Here is a 16,748-nt window from a genome sequence, read left to right on the forward strand (position 1 = left end):
ACGAACGAGGACAGCCGGCCTGTCAGCCTGCCAGCAGTATGGCCTCGGCTCGTTCCACCAGACTGACGCTTCCGCGCAGAATCACTATGTCGTTGTCCTGCAGCTGGGTGTCCATGTCGACGGCGCTGAGCAGCGCGTCGCCCCGGCGTATGGATTCCACCTCGGCCTTGATCTGCAGCTCACGCAGGCTGTGGCCGGCACCGTGGCAACCGGGTGACAGTACCACCGGGTGCAGCACTTTGGCCTGGGCGCCCCGGCGATCCAGCTTGCGGGACTGGCCACCATGGTAGTAGCCATGCAGCAGACGGTAGCGCTCCTCGCGCACGCGGCTGATGCGCGATTCTATGGCATCGCGGGGAATATCCAGCAGCGTCAGTACGTGGGACACCAGCATCAGACTGCCCTCCAGGGCTTCGGGAATGACTTCGGTGGCGCCGGCATCCTGCAGCTCCTGCAGACGACTGTCATCCTGGGTGCGCACCAGCACCGGCAAGTCCGGGAAATGGTGTTTGAGGCCGTGCAGAGCGGTCAGGGCATCGCTGTCGCTGGGGAAGGTGAGAATCAGCAGCCGGGCCCGGCTTGAACCCAGGGTCTTCAGCAGGTCGGTACGCCTGGCATCGCCGTAATAGATGCGCTCGCCCGCAGCCGCGGCCTCCTGCACGCGCACGGGGTCGCTGTCGATGGTGATGTAGGGGATCTGCAGCGGTTGCAGGAAGCGGGTGATGACCTGGCCGACTCGCCCATAGCCGCAGAGAATAACGTGGTCGGACAGCTCTTCGAGGTCCTCCGGCAGCGGCGCGTTCAGGGCCGGCACTCTGGAGTCCTTGGCGGGCCTGTGGATGCCTCGGCTCAGGGTGGCGCTAAAGCGAATCAGCAGGGGCGTGCACAGCATGCTGAGGATGATAATGGCCACCACCAGGGCGTTCAGTTCGCTGCTGATCAGCTGGTGGCTTGAGGCGAGGGTGAGCAGCGCGAAGCCGAATTCTCCGCCCTGAGCCAGGCAGATACCGGCGCGCAGCGCATTGCCCATGTCCCGCTGCAGCAGCCAGGCGGCCAGTGCAATCAGGCTGGCTTTGAGCAGCAGAAGGCCCAGCGTCAGCAGCAGTACCCAGTGTCCGTTGTGCGCCAGTGCTGCCAGATTCAGCTGCATGCCCACTGATACGAAGAAGAGCCCGAGCAGAACGTCGCGAAAGGGGCGGATATCGGCTTCGAGCTGATGACGGTAGCGGCTTTCGCCCAGCATCATGCCGGCCAGGAAACCGCCCAGAGCCATCGACAGGCCGGCGGCATGGGTGAGCCAGGCGGCGGTCAGGGCTGCGACCAGGGTGGTCAGCACAAACAGCTCGTCCGAGCGGGACTTGGCGACCTCGTTCAGCAGGCGCGGCAGCAGGGTGCGGCCAAACATGAGCAGGGCGGCCAGGATCGCCCCTCCCTGCAGTAGCGTGGGAATCAGGCTATGGAGATTGATGGAGGTGCGATCGCTGGCCAGTGTCGGAACCAGAATGAGGAAGAAGACCGCGGCCAGATCCTGGAAGATGAGTATGGCTACCGACAGGCGGCCGTGGGGCGCATTGATCTCGCTGTGCCGGATCAGTTCACGGGTGACGATGGCGGTGGATGACAGCGCCAGGGCACCTGCAACGACCAGGCTGGCGGTGAAGGTCAGGCCGGCGAGCATGGCCAGTCCCATGAGCAGCGCACTGGTCGCCAGCACCTGGATGGAGCCCAGGCCGAATACAGTGCGGCGCATGGCAATCATGCGGGGCAGGGAAAATTCCAGCCCGAGCATGAACAGCAGAAAGACGACGCCCAGCTCACTGAGCAGCGCAATGCTTTTGTCGTTGCTGACCAGCCCCAGGGCATAGGGACCCAGCAGGCTGCCGACGCTGAGGTACGCCAGTATGGGGGGCAGGCCGATGCGGCGAAACAGGCTGATGACCACTACTGCGGCGGCAATGATGGTCAGAAACTGATGGAAAAAACCCTGTTCCATGGTAGTCAGTTCCGTCATTGGAAACTAAGGGGCCGCCAAATCAGGCCCGGGGCGGGCCTGATTTGGCGGAGGTCTGATGGCGCAGCAAAGCCCGGGGGCTGGCAGTCTGTCGGGCTTTTCCGCAGTAGATCAGTGGCAAGTCCGACAGGCTGCTGTCTAGTGCACCAGGCGCAGGGTGCTATCGATCTGACGGATCAGGTCGAGCAGCGCTGTGGTATCGGCATTGACGCCCTTGAAGGCTTCTTCAGCCATGGTTGCGATGTCACTGTTACCGGGCAGTGCATGCTGCTGCTGAATCATCGCGTCGAAACGCGGAATCATGATCCACTGCAGCCACTCGCTGAATGTCAGGGTATCAATACAGAACGGTTCTATGCTGTTCAGTGCCTCGGCGCCGGGGGCGCTCTGCTGCCAGAGCTGCAGAGCCTGCAGCTCCTGTTCAAGCTGGCGCAGCAGCAGGTTTAGTTGCTGCTGGCGTGTCACCGGTTTGAGCTCCGGGCGTGCTTGAGGGTATCGGCAATCAGGAAAGCCAGCTCCAGCGCCTGTTCGCCATTGAGGCGCGGGTCGCACTGGGTCTGGTAGCGATCCGCCAGGCCTTCTTCGGTGATCTGGAAGGCGCCGCCAACACACTCGGTAACGTTCTGCCCGGTCATCTCGAAATGCACGCCACCGGCGTGGGTACCCTCGGCGTTGTGCACCTCGAAGAACCCCTTGATTTCGCGCAGGATGGCCTCGACGCTGCGGGTCTTGTAACCGCTCGATGCCGTGGTGGTGTTGCCGTGCATCGGATCAGAGCTCCAGATCACGTAGCGGCCGGCCAGCTTTACGGCGCGTACCAGCGGCGGCAGCTTTTCGGTGATCTTGTCCGCACCCATGCGGGCGATCAGCGTGATGCGTCCTGGCAGGTTTTGCGGGTTGAGCGTATCCAGCAGGTGCAGCAGGTCATCGGTATTGGTGCTGGGACCAACCTTGATGCCGATCGGATTTTTCACGCCGCGCAGGAATTCCACATGGGCATGGTCCGGCTGACGGGTGCGATCGCCGATCCACAGCATATGAGCGGAACAGTCGTACCAGTCGTTGGTCTGGCTGTCGCGCCGGGTGAGAGCCTGCTCGTAACCCAGCAACAACGCCTCGTGGGAGGTGTAGAGCGAGGTTTCCTTGATCTGTGGGGTGTTCTGGGCATGCACGCCGCAGGCTTCCATAAAGGCCAGTGTCTGGTCGATCTGATTGGCCAGGTGCTGGTACTTTTCTCCCAGCGGGCTTTTTTCCACGAAGCCCAGGTTCCAGCGATGCACCTGATGCAGATCGGCAAAGCCGCCCTGGGCGAAGGCGCGCAGCAGGTTCAGTGTGGACGACGACTGGTGATAGGCGCGCAGCAGGCGTTGTGGGTCGGGGATGCGGGCCTCTGCGGTGAACTCGATATCATTGATGATATCGCCGCGATAGCTCGGCAGTTCGATGCCGCCCCGCGTTTCCATATCGGTAGAGCGGGGCTTGGCAAACTGGCCCGCCATGCGCCCGATCTTGACCACCGGGCAGCTGCCGGCAAAGGTCAGTACCACGGCCATTTGCAGCAGCAGCTGGAAGGTATCCCGAATCTTGTTGGCGTTGAACTCGGAAAAGCTTTCGGCACAGTCGCCGCCCTGCAGCAAAAAGGCACGGCCTTCGGCAACATTGGCCAGCTGTGCGTGCAGTGAGCGGATTTCACCGGCAAAAACCAGCGGTGGCAACGCGCTCAGTTCGGCTTCCACGGCGCTAACGGCGTGCGGATCGGTGTAGGTCGGTTGCTGCACGATGGGCTTTTCGCGCCAGCTGCTGGGGCTCCAGTCTTGCATGGTATTGGATTCTGTCTGATGTCAATTTAGAGGAAGGCAACAGTGTACGGGATCATCGACAAGAAACAAGGCCCGCCGTGGCCTAGGGGCCAGCTCTGGCGCTGGTTTTGGGGGCGTTACTGGTGTGTTTTCGGGCTTGAATCAGTCGCAGGTGCGAGGCTGTTTAACGGGTATGAAGGGCTGCCGGGCTTGAGTTGGTCCGTCGCGAAGCCTATCTTCAGACGTTTGCCATGCGGTGTTAATAACAGTCTGGAGAGAACCACTGTGTCTAAGGATGATTGGGAAAATGGTTTGCGGGTACGCACCGAAGTCATGGGCGAAGAATTTGTCAGCCGGGCGCTGACTGGTGCCAGTGATTTCACCATGCCGATGCAGGACTGGCTGAACGAGCATGCCTGGGGCTCGACCTGGCAGCGCGAGGGTTTGCCGCGCCAGACCCGTAGCCTGGTGACGATTGCGATGCTGGCGGCATTGAAGGCACCCACCGAGCTGAAGGGGCATGTGCGGGGCGCGCTGCGCAATGGCTGCAGTGTGGCGCAGATTCAGGAAGTGCTGCTGCAATCCCTGATTTATTGCGGCGCGCCGGCGGCGCAGGAGGCCTTTCGGGCGGCTCGTGAGGCGATTGAAGACTGGGAGTCGAGCGGCGGCAATTAGGCCCTCAGGCGGTTTTGATACCGCTGAGGTTGCGGAACGAGACTTCCTTGGCGGTGTTAAGGAAGTCCACCATGAACTCGGATGATTTCTGGTCTTCACGGATGGCGGCATAGAGGGTGCACCAGACGCCCTTGTCACCCAGCGGGCGGGCGGCGATGTAGTCACGTTCCAGATATTCGTGTATCGCCCAGTTTGGCAATGCCGATACGCCACGACCGCTGGCGACCAGCTGCAGGATCATCACGGTCAGCTCGGCGGTGCGAATTTCAGCCGGGTCAACGCCGGCCGGATCCAGAAAATGGTTGAAGATGTCCAGCTTGCCGTGATCCACCGGATAGGTGATCAGGGTTTCCTGGCTCAGGTCCTCGGCGTGGATATAGCGCCGCGCCACCAGGCGATGCTGCTTGGCGATGGCCAGCACGGATTCGTAGCTGAACAGTGGAATGTAGATAATGCCGTTGCGGGTTTCGGGATCCGAGGTGATGACCAGGTCGAGGTCGCCGCGGGCCAGTGCCGGCAGCGGCTGGAAGCTGAAGCCGCTCGACAGGTCCATTTCGACTTCAGGCCAGTGCTGGCGAAAGTGGTCGATGGTGGGCATGAGCCATTCAAAACAGCTGTGACACTCGATACAGATATTCAGTCGCCCGGCCTCACCACCCGCCAGGCGGGCAATATCCCGCTCGGCATTGCGAATCATGGGCAGCACATCATCGGCCAGGGCCAGCAGGCGCTGGCCCGACGAGGTAAAGCAGATGGGCTTGGTTTTGCGGATGAACAGCGAACAGTTCAGCCGCTCTTCAAGATCCTTGATCTGATGGGAAAGGGCGGATTGGGTCAGGTGCACCCGCTCAGCGGCTTCAACCAGGCTGCCGGCATCGCGCAGGGCTGCCAGAGTCTTGAGATGCCTTAGTTCCACCATGCCTGGTACCCATCCTGAATGAAATAAACGAAATTATAGCGGTAAACGCGACGGCCCGTCGGATCGCTGTGGCGAACCTGAGCCAAGTTGGAGGTAACGGTTGCGAAATTCGGCATCGGCGGGTGCAGAGTACAGCTGCCCGCCGATGCGTTTGAAGCTTAGTTGACCAGCAGGAATTCCAGCAGCGCCTTTTGGGCATGCAGGCGGTTTTCTGCTTCGTCGAACACGATGGAGCGGGGATCATCCAGCATGTCTTCGCTTATTTCCTCGCCCCGGTGGGCCGGCAGGCAGTGCAGGAAGACGGCGTCCGGGTTGGCCAGATCCATCAGTGCGGGGCTCACCTGGAAACCGACAAACTTGCGCTCGCGCATCCGCTGCTCATCTTCCTGGCCCATGGATGCCCAGACGTCGGTTGCGATCAGGTCGCTGCCGCGCACCGCTTCCTGAGGATCGCGGAACAGCTGAATGCGATCGCCATGCTCCTCCAGCAGTGACTGCATGGGTTCAAAGCCTTCCGGACAGCAGATGTGCAGGCGGAAATCCAGCAATGCCGCGGCATTGATATAGGAGTTGCACATGTTGTTGCCGTCGCCGATCCAGACCGCCGTCTTGCCCTGAATCGAGCCGCGATGCTCGTGGTAGGCCTGCATGTCGGCCAGCAGCTGGCAGGGGTGATAGTCATCCGTCAGTGCGTTGATGACCGGTACCCTGGAGTACTGGGCGAAGGTTTCCACGGTTTCATGACTGAAGGTGCGGATCATGACCACGTCGACCATGCTGGAGATGACCCTTGCGCTGTCTTCAACCGGCTCGCCACGTCCCAGCTGGGTGTCCCGCGAGGACAGGAACATGGCGTGGCCGCCCAGCTGCGCCATGCCGGCTTCGAAGGATACGCGCGTGCGCGTCGAGGCCTTTTCGAAAATCATGGCCATGACGTGGTTCTGCAAAGGCTCGTAGACGACGCCGTCATTGCGCATTTGCTTCAGTTCGCCGGCCCGCACGATGAGCTGTTTCAGCTCATCGGAGGACAGGTCTTTGAGTGTTAAAAAATGTCTCGTGCTCATAGGTAGTATCTGCTTAAGCAGGTCCTCTGAGAGCGGTGATCGAGGTTAGATTTCCCGCTCGTCAGCCGCATATATCTGGATCAGTTTTGACAGCGTGTTAACCATCAGGTCTGCTTCGCTATCGCTCATAATCAGGGGGGGCAGCAGTCGTACAACGCGGCCACCACCGGTTACATTCAGCAGGATGCCCTTGACCTTGGCCAGTACGGCAAGCTCGCTGCCCGCTTCTGTCAGCTCGATGCCGATCATCAGGCCCTTGTTGCGGATTTCCCGAATGTAGTTCGAATCGCCCAGCTGGGCGCGAAAACCGTCGCAGATGCGCTTGCCCAGTTGCTCGGCGCGCTGGCAGAGATTTTCGTCCTGAATGGTATCAACCACGGCCAGAGCCGCAGCGCAGGCCAGCGGGTTACCGCCGTAGGTCGAGCCGTGGGTGCCCGGAGACAGAATAGTGGCAGCTTTGCCTGCGGCCAGACAAGCACCAATTGGCACGCCATTGCCCAGACCTTTGGCTGTAGTTACCACATCGGGCAGGATTGCGTTGTGCTGATACGCAAAGTACTCGCCGGTACGGCCGTTGCCGGTTTGAACTTCGTCCAGCATCAGCAGCCATTCGTGCTCATCGCAGATGCTGCGCAGCTGGTTGAGGTAGTTGTCGGCCGGAATGCGGATGCCGGCTTCGCCCTGTACCGGTTCCACCAGGATGGCAACCACGTTGGGGTTGTTGGCGGCGATGGTGCGAATGGCGTCGACGTCATCGTAGGGCGCACGGACAAAACCGCTGACCAGGGGCTCAAAGCCCACCTGTACAGCCCGGTTGCCTGTGGCGCTCAGGGTGGCAAGGGTACGGCCGTGGAAGGCGTTTTCCATGACAATGATGGCCGGGTTATCGATGCCTTTCTGGTGGCCGTAGCGGCGTGCCAGTTTGATAGCGGCTTCGTTTGCCTCTGCGCCCGAGTTGCCAAAGAATACGCTGTCCATGCCGGAAATGGCGCACAGGCGCTCGGCCAGGCGCTCCTGCAGCGGAATGGTGTACAGATTCGAGGTGTGAATCAGACGGGAGGCCTGTTCGCTGATGGCGTGGGTGACGGCCGGGTGGCTGTGGCCCAGACCGCACACGGCGATGCCGGACAGCGCATCCAGATACTTGTTGCCGTCCGTGTCATACAGCCAGGCGCCTGCGCCGTGGTCGAAGGCAACCGAGAGCCTGTTGTATGTATTCATGATAGGCGTAGCTGCCATGTTCGTGCTCCCAACAACGCAAAAAGGCAGCCCTGGCTGCCAAACGAAAGAAAGGCATTCTATTGACTGGTATTCATTTTGGCAATGGAAGTCGTGCGGGCAGGCGTTCGTGGCTGTGGCAGACGAGGGCTAATGCGTAAAAAAACGACTATGCCCGGGGTTGAAGTGGTGAGCCTTTGGCGCAATATACTGGTCTGTGTCAGGAGGATAGAAGCCGGCGTGCGGGTGTTTTTTTGCCTGACTCTTTTGCTCGGATATATGGTAGGCTGATACGAGGCGTTCGCGCACGGCGGACTAGAGTTTCACCGTAGTTTTAAAGGTGTATCAATGAGTGTGATCGATACTATCAAAGAGCAGGTCGAGAAAAATACCATCCTGCTTTACATGAAAGGCACGCCGCGTTTCCCGCAATGTGGTTTTTCATCCCGTACAGTAGAAGCTGTGATGAATTGTGGCGAGCGCTTCGCGTTCGTGAACATTCTGGAAAACCCTGAAATTCGTGCAGAGCTGCCCAAGTATGCGAACTGGCCGACCTTCCCGCAGTTGTGGGTCAATGGTGAGCTGGTGGGCGGTTGCGATATCGTCTGCGAGATGGCTGCCACTGGTGAGCTGGAAACGCTGATCAAGCAGGCCGCGGCGAACCAGGCTCCTGAAGAAGAAGCCTGAGTTAATACAGCATTTATTCTTTCGGCGTGATCACGCACAGTGGTCGCGCCGAAGTTTTTAAGCGTTGAAATACGACGACAAACGGAGAAAAGAAGTAATGGGCGTACTAGTTGGCAAGCAAGCACCGGACTTTACCGCAGCAGCTGTTCTGGGCACTGGCGAAATCGTTGATTCCTACAACCTGAAAGAAGCCATCAAGGGCAAATACGGCCTGGTTTTCTTCTACCCGCTGGATTTCACTTTCGTTTGCCCGTCTGAGCTGATCGCGCTGGATCACCGCGTTGCTGCATTCAAAGAGCGTAACGTTGAGGTTATCGGTGTTTCCATCGATTCCCAGTTCTCACACAACGCATGGCGCAACACCCCTGTTAATCAGGGTGGTATCGGTCCTGTGAAATACACTCTGGTGGCTGACATCAAGCACGAAATCTGCCAGGCGTACGATGTTGAGCACGCTGACGGTGTTGCATTCCGCGGCGCTTTCCTGATCGACCAGGAAGGCAACGTGCGTGCACAGATCGTCAATGACCTGCCGCTGGGCCGCAACATTGACGAGCTGATCCGTCTGGTTGATGCGCTGCAGTTCCATGAAGAGCACGGCGAAGTTTGCCCGGCTGGCTGGAACAAGGGTGACAAGGGCATGAACGCTTCTCCGGAAGGCGTTGCTGCTTACCTGGCTGAAGAGTCCGGCAAGCTGTAAGCCTGTCTGCTGTGCGGGCCGACTCTCCGGAGTTGGCCCTTGCAGATATGAAAAACCCGTCTTCGTGACGGGTTTTTTGTGTTTGGGGGCGGGGTCTTCTAGCAGCCTGTCGGGCGTGGCCGGTCGTAGCGAGGGAAAGTCCGTTTTGAGGCAGTTTTTGAGCTCTTTTGAGGCAAATAGTGGTTCTATTTTACAAAAAAAAGAGAGCGAAAAATGACCAAAGTCGGCTTTTTCGCAGTAGATCAGTGTTAAGTCCGACAGGCTGCTAGTCGTCGTACTGGCGGCTTTCCAGGACCATGTCCCAGCCGCCCAGATCCTTCCAGCGGTTGACGATGGCGCAGAACAGTTCGGCGGTCTTGAGGGTGTCATAGAGTGCTGAGTGGGCTTTCTTGCCATCGAAATCAATGCCCGCCACGTCGCAGGCCCGTGCCAGGACTGTCTGTCCATAGGCCAGCCCAGCCAGGGTGGCAGTATCGAAGGTGGAGAACGGGTGGAAGGGGTTGCGTTTGGCGTCGGTGCGACTGGCCGCAGCCTGAATAAAGCTGTGGTCAAAGGCGGCGTTATGGCCAACCAGAACTGCGCGCTTGCAGTTGTGCGCCTTGATCGACTTGCGGATGGGCTTGAATATGTTTTCCAGCGCCAGGGTTTCGGGGATGGCGTTGCGTTCAGGATCAAAGGGGTCGATGCCGGTGAAATCCAGTGCGGATTGTTCCAGGTTGGCGCCCTCAAATGGGTCAACCGCCTCGTCGAAGCTTTGGTCGATCATCAGGTAGCCGTTTTCGTCCATCGTCAGGGTGACGGCAGCGACTTCCAGAAGGGCGTCGGTACGGGAGTTGAAACCCGCCGTTTCAACGTCAATAACGACGGGCAGAAAGCCGCGAAAGCGGTCTGCCATCAGTTGCGGAATGGTGCTGTTGCTCAAGAGGAGTCCTTAATTGCCGCGCGTGCAGTCGGTGAGTAAGGCGCTATTCTAGCAACCCAGGCGCGCGGCCTCCATTACTGAACGTATATTCCCGTAGAGTCGAGGCTGTTTAGAGTATATGTTTGTATCGCCGCAGGCCTTTGTCAGGCGTGGCGTGCTAAAGAAAATGGGGTTCGGGTCGATACATCTGGGTATGTCCTGGTTCGCGGTTAGGGTGACAAATTTGCTGTGCAGACTTTCATTGCTGTTGCTCGTCTGGCTGGGTGCCGAGACTGCCCTGGCGGTCACCTATCGGGCCGCGATTGATGATTCGCGCTGGGAATTGGAGTCCTCCAGGTTCAGTTGTCGTCTGAGTCAGGCTGTGCCGGCGTACGGGCGGGCGCTGTTTGAGCGCGAGGCGGGGGAGGATGTGCGTTTCAGTCTGCGGGCGGTTGAGCAGGTGCATGCTTCGGCGCAGGCACTGCTGGTGGCTGAGGCACCGCCGTGGCGGCCGGGCGCGGCGCCGCAGATGATTGCGACGCTCAAGGTGGATGCCGCCAGTGGTGATATTGATGTCGCCTCAAATTACGCCCGTCAGATGCTGGCGTTTCTGTACAGGGGGCTGGTGCCCACCTTTACTCGAACCGACTGGCAGGGGACCGCGGAGGCGCTGCGGGTTGGGGTGTCGGCGGCGAATTTTGGTTCGGCCTATCAGGACTACAGCGGCTGCGTTGCGGGCTTGCTGCCGGTGAATTACCGTCAGGTGGCACGCACGGCGGTGCTGTTTCCGCCTGCGACCCATGTGCTGTCTGATTCGGCCCGGGCGCGACTCGATCTGATCGCGCTCTATGTCAAGCATGATGACAGCGTGCAGTCAGTCTACGTGGATGGCCATTCCGATAACCTGGGTCGGCGCCTGTTGAACCGGGATCTGTCGAAGAAGCGGGCCGAGGCTGTGACCGAGTACCTGAAATCCAAGGGCATGGATGAGTCCATGATCACCATGCGCTTTCATGGTGAGCGTTATCCAGTGGTGCCGAATAATTCGGCGGCGAACCGGGATCGCAACCGTCGCGTCACTATCCGTCTTGAGCGTGAATAGCCTTCTGAGTCAGGTGCTTTCCTGATATACTGCCGCGTTTTTCGCGAATAGATTCTTTTCCCGGAGGCTGATTCCAGCCTCCGGGCGATCTCATGTGGAGCTGAGACATGTCCGATATTAAAAAGGTTGTGCTGGCCTACTCCGGCGGACTTGATACTTCTGTCATCGTCCGCTGGTTGCAGGATACTTATAATTGCGAAGTGGTCACTTTTACTGCCGATCTGGGGCAGGGTGAGGAGGTTGAGCCTGCGCGTGCCAAGGCTGAGGCTCTGGGTGTAAAAGAAATTTACATCGAAGACCTGCGTGAAGAGTTTGTGCGTGACTTCGTATTCCCGATGTTCCGTGCCAATACCGTGTACGAGGGTGAGTATCTGCTGGGTACGTCCATCGCGCGTCCGCTGATTGCCAAGCGACTGATTGAAATTGCCAACTCAACCGGCGCCGATGCCATTTCCCATGGCGCGACCGGCAAGGGGAACGATCAGGTGCGTTTTGAATTGGGTGCCTATGCACTCAAGCCGGGCGTCAAGGTAATCGCCCCTTGGCGCGAGTGGGATCTGACGTCCCGTGAAACGCTGATGAAATATTGTGAAGACCGCAATATTCCCGTTGATTTCGCTGGCAAGAAGAAAAAGTCTCCGTACTCCATGGACGCCAATCTGCTGCACATCTCTTATGAAGGTGGCGTGCTGGAAGATCCCTGGGCGGAGGCGGAAGATGATATGTGGCGCTGGTCGGTATCGCCTGAGCAGGCGCCGAATGAGGCGACCTACCTTGAGCTGACCTACGCCAAGGGTGATATCGTTGCCATCAACGGTGAGGCTATGTCTCCGGCGACCGTGCTGGAAACGCTGAACCGGATCGGTGGTGCCAACGGTATTGGTCGGCTCGATATAGTCGAGAACCGCTTTGTCGGCATGAAGTCCCGTGGTTGCTACGAGACTCCGGGTGGCACCATCATGCTGCGTGCGCACCGTGCCATTGAGTCCATTACGCTGGATCGTGAGGCTGCGCACCTCAAAGACGAGCTGATGCCGCGTTATGCTGAAACCATCTATAACGGTTTCTGGTGGTCTGAAGAGCGCAAGATGATGCAGCAGCTGATCGATTACAGCCAGCGCCACGTTAACGGCGATGTGCGTCTGAAGCTGTACAAGGGCAATGTCGAGGTTGTTGGTCGTCGTTCTGCCGGCAGTCTGTTTGATGAAAGCATCGCGACCTTCGAGGACGATGCCGGGTCCTATGATCAGAAGGATGCGGAGGGCTTTATCAAGCTGAATGCGCTGCGCATGCGTATTGCAGCAAGCAAGGGTCGTAACCTGCTGGAAGACTGATCAGTTTCTGATGCCTGGATAAGCCTGAGGCCGTGTTCTGGTAGTCATTATCTGAGATCTGTCAGTCGCCTGGGGATGTAACAGAATCCGGAATTCACTAAGTGGGTTCCGGATTTTTTATGCGTATCGTTCGGACGTCGGGTGTTTTGTCTCGATTGGTTGGGGGGGGGGGTTGGTTTGTCTTGTCAGTGGTGTCGGTATTGTGAAAGGGTATTTTTTGGGGAGGAGGGTGTTGCTAGGGCGTCTGAAATAAAAAATGCCAGCCTGTGGTGTCACTGGCTGGCATTTTTTGCAGGTGCGGGCTTTAAGTGTTGGCGGGTGCCGTTACTTCAGTGATTCGTTCAGGGTTGGGCGAATGCTTTGCAGCAGGGCCTTGAACATTTTTGGGTTGCCCGCCACCAGGTTGCCGCTGGTGCGATAGCCGGTACCGCCGGTGAAGTCGCCTACCAGGCCGCCGGCTTCTTGCAGTAGCAGCATGCCTGCTTCAATTTCATTCTGCTGCAGGCCGATCTGGAAGAATCCGTCCAGGCGTCCTGCGGCGGTATAGGCCAGGTTCAGGGCGGGGGAGCCGCCGTTGAAGGTCTTGCCGTCTGCCAGGATGATGTTACGGAACATCTCCTGGAATTCGTTCAGGTAGGGCTTGTCGCTGGTGCGGCCGATAAAGCCGGTGCCGATCAGTGAGCCCTGAATGGTTTTGCGGTTGCTGACGCGCAGGCGCTTGCCGTTGAAGTGGGCGCCGTAACCGCGGCTGCAGGTGAATTCCTCACCGGCCATGGGGTTCAGGACAATGGCGTGCTCGATCTTATTGTTGCAGTGACCGGACATGCTGATGGCAAAGACGGGCAGGCCATTGGCGAAGTTGGTGATGCTGTCGATCGGGTTGATATTCCAGATGAAGGCCAGGCCATCCTGCAGCGGTGCGTGTTCGCCTGAGTATTCACCGACGATGGTGTGGCTCGGGTAAGCTTTCTGAATCGTGTGCACGATGGTTCGCTCGGCCTGTACACAGGTCTCGTTCAGGAATTCAGCGACGCCTTGCTGCTCGGATTTGATCAAATCAAGGCGCTCCACGGCACGTGCGATTTGCTCTCCTGCAAGACGCGCAGCGCGCAGGGCAATGTTTACCATCGGTTGCATCAGTAGGGACCTAATATGTAGCGAGCCAAAACCCGGTATTATACAAAATCTGTGGCGCTGGAATAACACTAATTCACCTAAAACGGCCTGTTCTGTTAAAATATCGCCCCCTTGAACCTACAGGCGCGAAAAATGCTCGAGAATATCCGCATTGTGCTGGTCAATACCTCCCATCCGGGTAACGTTGGCGGCGTGGCGAGGGCGATGAAGAACATGGGGTTGTCTGACCTCTGTCTGGTTGCCCCCAATGACTTTCCCAGCGAGGCGGCGGTGGTGCGTGCGTCCGGCGCAACCGATCTGCTGGATAACGCCGGCATAGTGCCTGAGCTCGCCGATGCCGTGGCGGACTGCCATCTTGTGATCGGAGCCAGTGCCCGTGGTCGTCATATCCCCTGGCCCGTAATTGATCCGCGGGAAATGGCGGCAATCGTCTCTGAGGTGCGTCCTGAGCTGCGTGTTGCGATCGTTTTCGGGCGCGAAGACCGGGGGCTGACCAACGAAGAGCTGCATTGCTGTCACCAGCACGTGCATATCCCATCGGTTGAGGGTTTCAGTTCGCTTAATCTGGCGGCGGCGGTGCAGGTTATCGCTTATGAGTTACGCATGATGGCGCTGGCCGGCAGCGCGGTCGAGAAGCCGCGCTGGGGTACGCCCTGGGATATCGACCTGGCCGACAGTGGCGAGATTGAGCGGATGTTTGAGCATCTGGAGAGTACTTTAGTTGATATCGAGTTCCTGAATCCGGACAATCCCCGTCAGTTGATGCCCCGGCTGCGTCGTCTTTTGCTGCGTGCCGTGCCGGACAAGGTTGAAGTTAATGTGCTGCGTGGCATTCTGACGGCGGTGAACAAGAAGGTCGGCGGCGGCTGAGGCGTAGCGCTGGTGTTGGCGCTGGGGTCTTATTAGCCGACTATTTTAGTAGGTTAAATAGTTGATCGTTTTTGTAGGCTATTGCATAATGCTTGCACGAGTCGCCCGGTGTCGAGAGGAAGCTTATGCGATTGACCACCAAAGGCCGTTATGCCGTTACAGCGATGCTTGATTTGGCGTTGCATGCAGGAAAAGGCCCGATCAGTCTGGCTGATATTTCCGAGCGTCAGGGTATCTCGCTGTCCTATCTGGAGCAGTTGTTTGCCAAGCTCAGACGCAGTGAGCTGGTGCGCAGTGTGCGAGGCCCCGGCGGTGGTTATCAGCTGAGTCGTGATCAGGTAAACATCAATGTGGCCGAAGTGATTGATGCGGTGAATGAGTCCGTTGATGCCACGGGTTGTCATGGCAGTGGTGACTGTCAGTCGGGTCAGACCTGTCTGACGCACCATTTGTGGTGCGATCTGAGCGAGCAGATTCATGCCTTCCTGAGCAGTATCAGTTTGCTGGATCTGGTCCAGCGTAAAGACGTACAGCAGGTTGCCAAGCGGCAGGATCGTCGCTATGTGGATCAGCTGATCATGAGTACGGGTGAAAAAGCGCCTGCCGATCGCAAGGCGGCGGTGTAACCGATTTGTACCGGAGATAGAGAATGAAGTTGCCGATTTATCTGGATTATTCTGCCACCACCCCGGTTGATCCGCGGGTTGCGGAAAAGATGATTGAGTGCCTGACGATGGAGGGTAACTTCGGTAACCCGGCATCGCGCTCTCATCTGTTTGGCTGGAAGGCCGAAGAAGCGGTTGAAAATGCCCGCCGCCAGGTGGCTGAGCTGATTAACGCCGATCCGCGTGAGATCGTCTGGACCTCCGGTGCGACCGAGTCCGACAACCTGGCTATCAAGGGTGCGGCGCATTTCTACCAGAAGAAAGGCAAGCACATCATCACCTCGCGCATCGAGCACAAGGCGGTACTGGATACAGCCCGTCAACTGGAGCGTGAAGGTTTCGAAGTGACCTACCTGGATCCCAACAAGGAAGGCATTATTGAGCCTTCGGTTGTTGCAGGTGCCATCCGTGAAGACACCATTCTGGTGTCCCTGATGCACGTGAATAATGAAGTCGGCACCCTGACTGATATCGCCGCTATCGGTGAAATTACCCGTGCCAAGGGCATCATTTTCCATGTTGATGCCGCTCAGAGCGCCGGCAAGGTCGATATCGACATGAGCAAGCTGAAGGTCGATCTGATGTCCTTCTCGGCGCACAAGGTATACGGCCCCAAGGGCATAGGTGCACTTTATGTAAGCCGCAAGCCGCGTGTTCGCATTGAGGCTCAGATGCACGGTGGCGGACATGAGCGCGGCATGCGCTCCGGTACTCTGGCAACGCATCAGATCGTCGGCATGGGTGAGGCGTTTCGTATCGCCAAGCTGGAAATGGTGGCTGAAAACGAACGCCTGATCACGCTGCGTGATCGCCTGCTGGCGGGCGTCAAGGATATGGAAGAGGTCTATGTAAACGGGTCTCTGACCCAGCGCGTACCGGGTAACCTGAACATCAGCTTCGCCTTCGTTGAAGGCGAGTCTCTGCTGATGTCGCTGAAGGATCTGGCGGTGTCGTCAGGATCTGCCTGCACCTCGGCGAGCCTGGAGCCTTCCTACGTACTGCGTGCTTTGGGTCTCAACGACGAAATGGCACACAGCTCAATCCGTTTCTCCATCGGTCGCTTTACCACCGAAGAGGATGTTGATCACGTGATCCAGGACATCCGTGGTGCGGTAGGTAAGCTGCGGGAGCTGTCACCACTGTGGGACATGTTTAAAGATGGTGTTGATTTGAGCAAGGTCGAGTGGGTTCACCACTAAGGCGGCTGCGGACGAATAAGAGGATATAGTCATGGCTTACAGCGAAAAAGTTATAGATCACTACGAAAATCCACGCAATGTCGGCAAAATGGACGCTGCGGATCACAGTGTGGGTACCGGCATGGTCGGCGCACCGGCCTGTGGCGATGTAATGCGCCTGCAGATCAAGGTCAGTGATACCGGTGTTATCGAAGATGCCAAGTTCAAGACCTACGGTTGCGGTTCTGCAATCGCGTCCAGTTCTCTGGTGACCGAATGGGTCAAGGGTATGACGCTGGATCAGGCGGCTGAGCTGAAAAATACCCAGATTGCTGATGAACTGGCGTTGCCGCCAGTGAAAATTCACTGCTCGGTTCTGGCTGAAGATGCCATCAAGGCTGCGGTCGCCGACTACAAGCAGAAGCAGGGCCGGTAAGGCTTCATCTATTCAGCTGTGGCGTCGCGAATCACGCGGCGCGGGGAAGTAT

At 58.2% G+C, this 16,748-nt stretch carries 17 protein-coding genes; 9 read left to right on the forward strand and 8 right to left on the reverse strand.

Annotated features, from left to right (window positions below):
• Positions 1-22: 22 nt before the first annotated feature.
• The 3 genes from MRS74_RS10375 to MRS74_RS10385 all read right to left on the reverse strand — a co-directional run bounded on the left by MRS74_RS10375 (position 23) and on the right by MRS74_RS10385 (position 3,831).
• Positions 23-1,993, reverse strand: coding sequence for a monovalent cation:proton antiporter family protein (locus MRS74_RS10375; RefSeq protein WP_254580215.1), 1,971 nt, complete (start codon positions 1,991-1,993; stop codon positions 23-25).
• A gap of 156 nt (positions 1,994-2,149) precedes the next feature.
• A complete protein-coding gene (locus MRS74_RS10380; RefSeq protein ID WP_254580216.1) occupies positions 2,150-2,476 on the reverse strand; it encodes a YqcC family protein in 327 nt (108 codons plus the stop codon).
• Positions 2,473-3,831 carry a class II 3-deoxy-7-phosphoheptulonate synthase gene (locus MRS74_RS10385; protein ID WP_254580217.1) on the reverse strand — a complete coding sequence of 453 codons (1,359 nt, stop codon included), beginning with the start codon at positions 3,829-3,831 and terminating at the stop codon, positions 2,473-2,475. The genes MRS74_RS10380 and MRS74_RS10385 overlap by 4 nt, the downstream gene beginning before the upstream one ends.
• Positions 3,832-4,095: 264 nt before the next feature.
• Here MRS74_RS10385 and MRS74_RS10390 point away from each other — a divergent pair, with 264 nt between their 5' ends.
• Complete coding sequence (locus MRS74_RS10390) at positions 4,096-4,485, forward strand: carboxymuconolactone decarboxylase family protein (RefSeq protein WP_254580218.1); 390 nt, start codon at positions 4,096-4,098, stop codon at positions 4,483-4,485.
• Between the two features lie 4 nt (positions 4,486-4,489).
• Here MRS74_RS10390 and MRS74_RS10395 read toward each other — a convergent pair whose 3' ends face one another.
• The 3 genes from MRS74_RS10395 to MRS74_RS10405 form a co-directional block, all read right to left on the reverse strand.
• Positions 4,490-5,404 carry a LysR family transcriptional regulator gene (locus MRS74_RS10395; protein ID WP_254580219.1) on the reverse strand — a complete coding sequence of 305 codons (915 nt, stop codon included), beginning with the start codon at positions 5,402-5,404 and terminating at the stop codon, positions 4,490-4,492.
• 158 nt (positions 5,405-5,562) lie between these two features.
• Positions 5,563-6,468: an ornithine carbamoyltransferase gene (gene argF / locus MRS74_RS10400; protein ID WP_254580220.1), complete on the reverse strand. Its 906-nt coding sequence runs from the start codon at positions 6,466-6,468 to the stop codon at positions 5,563-5,565.
• Positions 6,469-6,513: 45 nt separating this feature from the next.
• Positions 6,514-7,707, reverse strand: a complete 1,194-nt coding sequence (locus MRS74_RS10405) for an aspartate aminotransferase family protein (RefSeq protein ID WP_254580221.1) — start codon at positions 7,705-7,707, stop codon at positions 6,514-6,516.
• A 327-nt stretch (positions 7,708-8,034) separates the two neighbouring features.
• Here MRS74_RS10405 and grxD point away from each other — a divergent pair, with 327 nt between their 5' ends.
• Together grxD and MRS74_RS10415 are read left to right on the forward strand one after the other, a co-directional pair.
• Positions 8,035-8,373 carry a Grx4 family monothiol glutaredoxin gene (gene grxD, locus MRS74_RS10410; RefSeq protein ID WP_254580222.1) on the forward strand — a complete coding sequence of 113 codons (339 nt, stop codon included), beginning with the start codon at positions 8,035-8,037 and terminating at the stop codon, positions 8,371-8,373.
• Between the two features lie 97 nt (positions 8,374-8,470).
• Positions 8,471-9,073 (forward strand): peroxiredoxin, encoded by a 603-nt coding sequence (locus MRS74_RS10415; RefSeq protein WP_254580223.1) that lies wholly within the window; start codon positions 8,471-8,473, stop codon positions 9,071-9,073.
• 265 nt (positions 9,074-9,338) lie between these two features.
• Here MRS74_RS10415 and rnt read toward each other — a convergent pair whose 3' ends face one another.
• Positions 9,339-9,995: a ribonuclease T gene (gene rnt / locus MRS74_RS10420; RefSeq protein ID WP_438362330.1), complete on the reverse strand. Its 657-nt coding sequence runs from the start codon at positions 9,993-9,995 to the stop codon at positions 9,339-9,341.
• A 241-nt stretch (positions 9,996-10,236) separates the two neighbouring features.
• On the opposite strand from rnt, the gene MRS74_RS10425 reads away from it, so the two are divergent.
• Both MRS74_RS10425 and MRS74_RS10430 read left to right on the forward strand, forming a co-directional pair.
• A complete protein-coding gene (locus MRS74_RS10425) occupies positions 10,237-11,076 on the forward strand; it encodes a flagellar protein MotY (protein WP_254580224.1) in 840 nt (279 codons plus the stop codon).
• A gap of 107 nt (positions 11,077-11,183) precedes the next feature.
• Positions 11,184-12,410 carry an argininosuccinate synthase gene (locus tag MRS74_RS10430; protein WP_254580225.1) on the forward strand — a complete coding sequence of 409 codons (1,227 nt, stop codon included), beginning with the start codon at positions 11,184-11,186 and terminating at the stop codon, positions 12,408-12,410.
• A gap of 324 nt (positions 12,411-12,734) precedes the next feature.
• Here MRS74_RS10430 and MRS74_RS10435 read toward each other — a convergent pair whose 3' ends face one another.
• On the reverse strand, positions 12,735-13,547 hold the full coding sequence (locus tag MRS74_RS10435) for an inositol monophosphatase family protein (protein ID WP_254580226.1): 813 nt from the start codon (positions 13,545-13,547) through the stop codon (positions 12,735-12,737).
• 132 nt (positions 13,548-13,679) lie between these two features.
• On the opposite strand from MRS74_RS10435, the gene MRS74_RS10440 reads away from it, so the two are divergent.
• The 4 genes from MRS74_RS10440 to iscU all read left to right on the forward strand — a co-directional run bounded on the left by MRS74_RS10440 (position 13,680) and on the right by iscU (position 16,696).
• Positions 13,680-14,417, forward strand: a complete 738-nt coding sequence (locus MRS74_RS10440) for an RNA methyltransferase (protein ID WP_254580227.1) — start codon at positions 13,680-13,682, stop codon at positions 14,415-14,417.
• A 125-nt stretch (positions 14,418-14,542) separates the two neighbouring features.
• Positions 14,543-15,043: a Fe-S cluster assembly transcriptional regulator IscR gene (gene iscR, locus MRS74_RS10445; protein ID WP_254580228.1), complete on the forward strand. Its 501-nt coding sequence runs from the start codon at positions 14,543-14,545 to the stop codon at positions 15,041-15,043.
• 23 nt (positions 15,044-15,066) lie between these two features.
• Positions 15,067-16,281, forward strand: a complete 1,215-nt coding sequence (locus tag MRS74_RS10450) for an IscS subfamily cysteine desulfurase (RefSeq protein ID WP_254580229.1) — start codon at positions 15,067-15,069, stop codon at positions 16,279-16,281.
• Positions 16,282-16,312: 31 nt separating this feature from the next.
• Positions 16,313-16,696, forward strand: a complete 384-nt coding sequence (iscU, locus tag MRS74_RS10455) for a Fe-S cluster assembly scaffold IscU (RefSeq protein ID WP_254580230.1) — start codon at positions 16,313-16,315, stop codon at positions 16,694-16,696.
• Positions 16,697-16,748: the final 52 nt, after the last annotated feature.

The organism is Marinobacterium sedimentorum, assembly GCF_024267675.1.
GTDB classification, from domain to species: Bacteria; Pseudomonadota; Gammaproteobacteria; order Pseudomonadales; family Balneatricaceae; genus Marinobacterium_A; species Marinobacterium_A sedimentorum.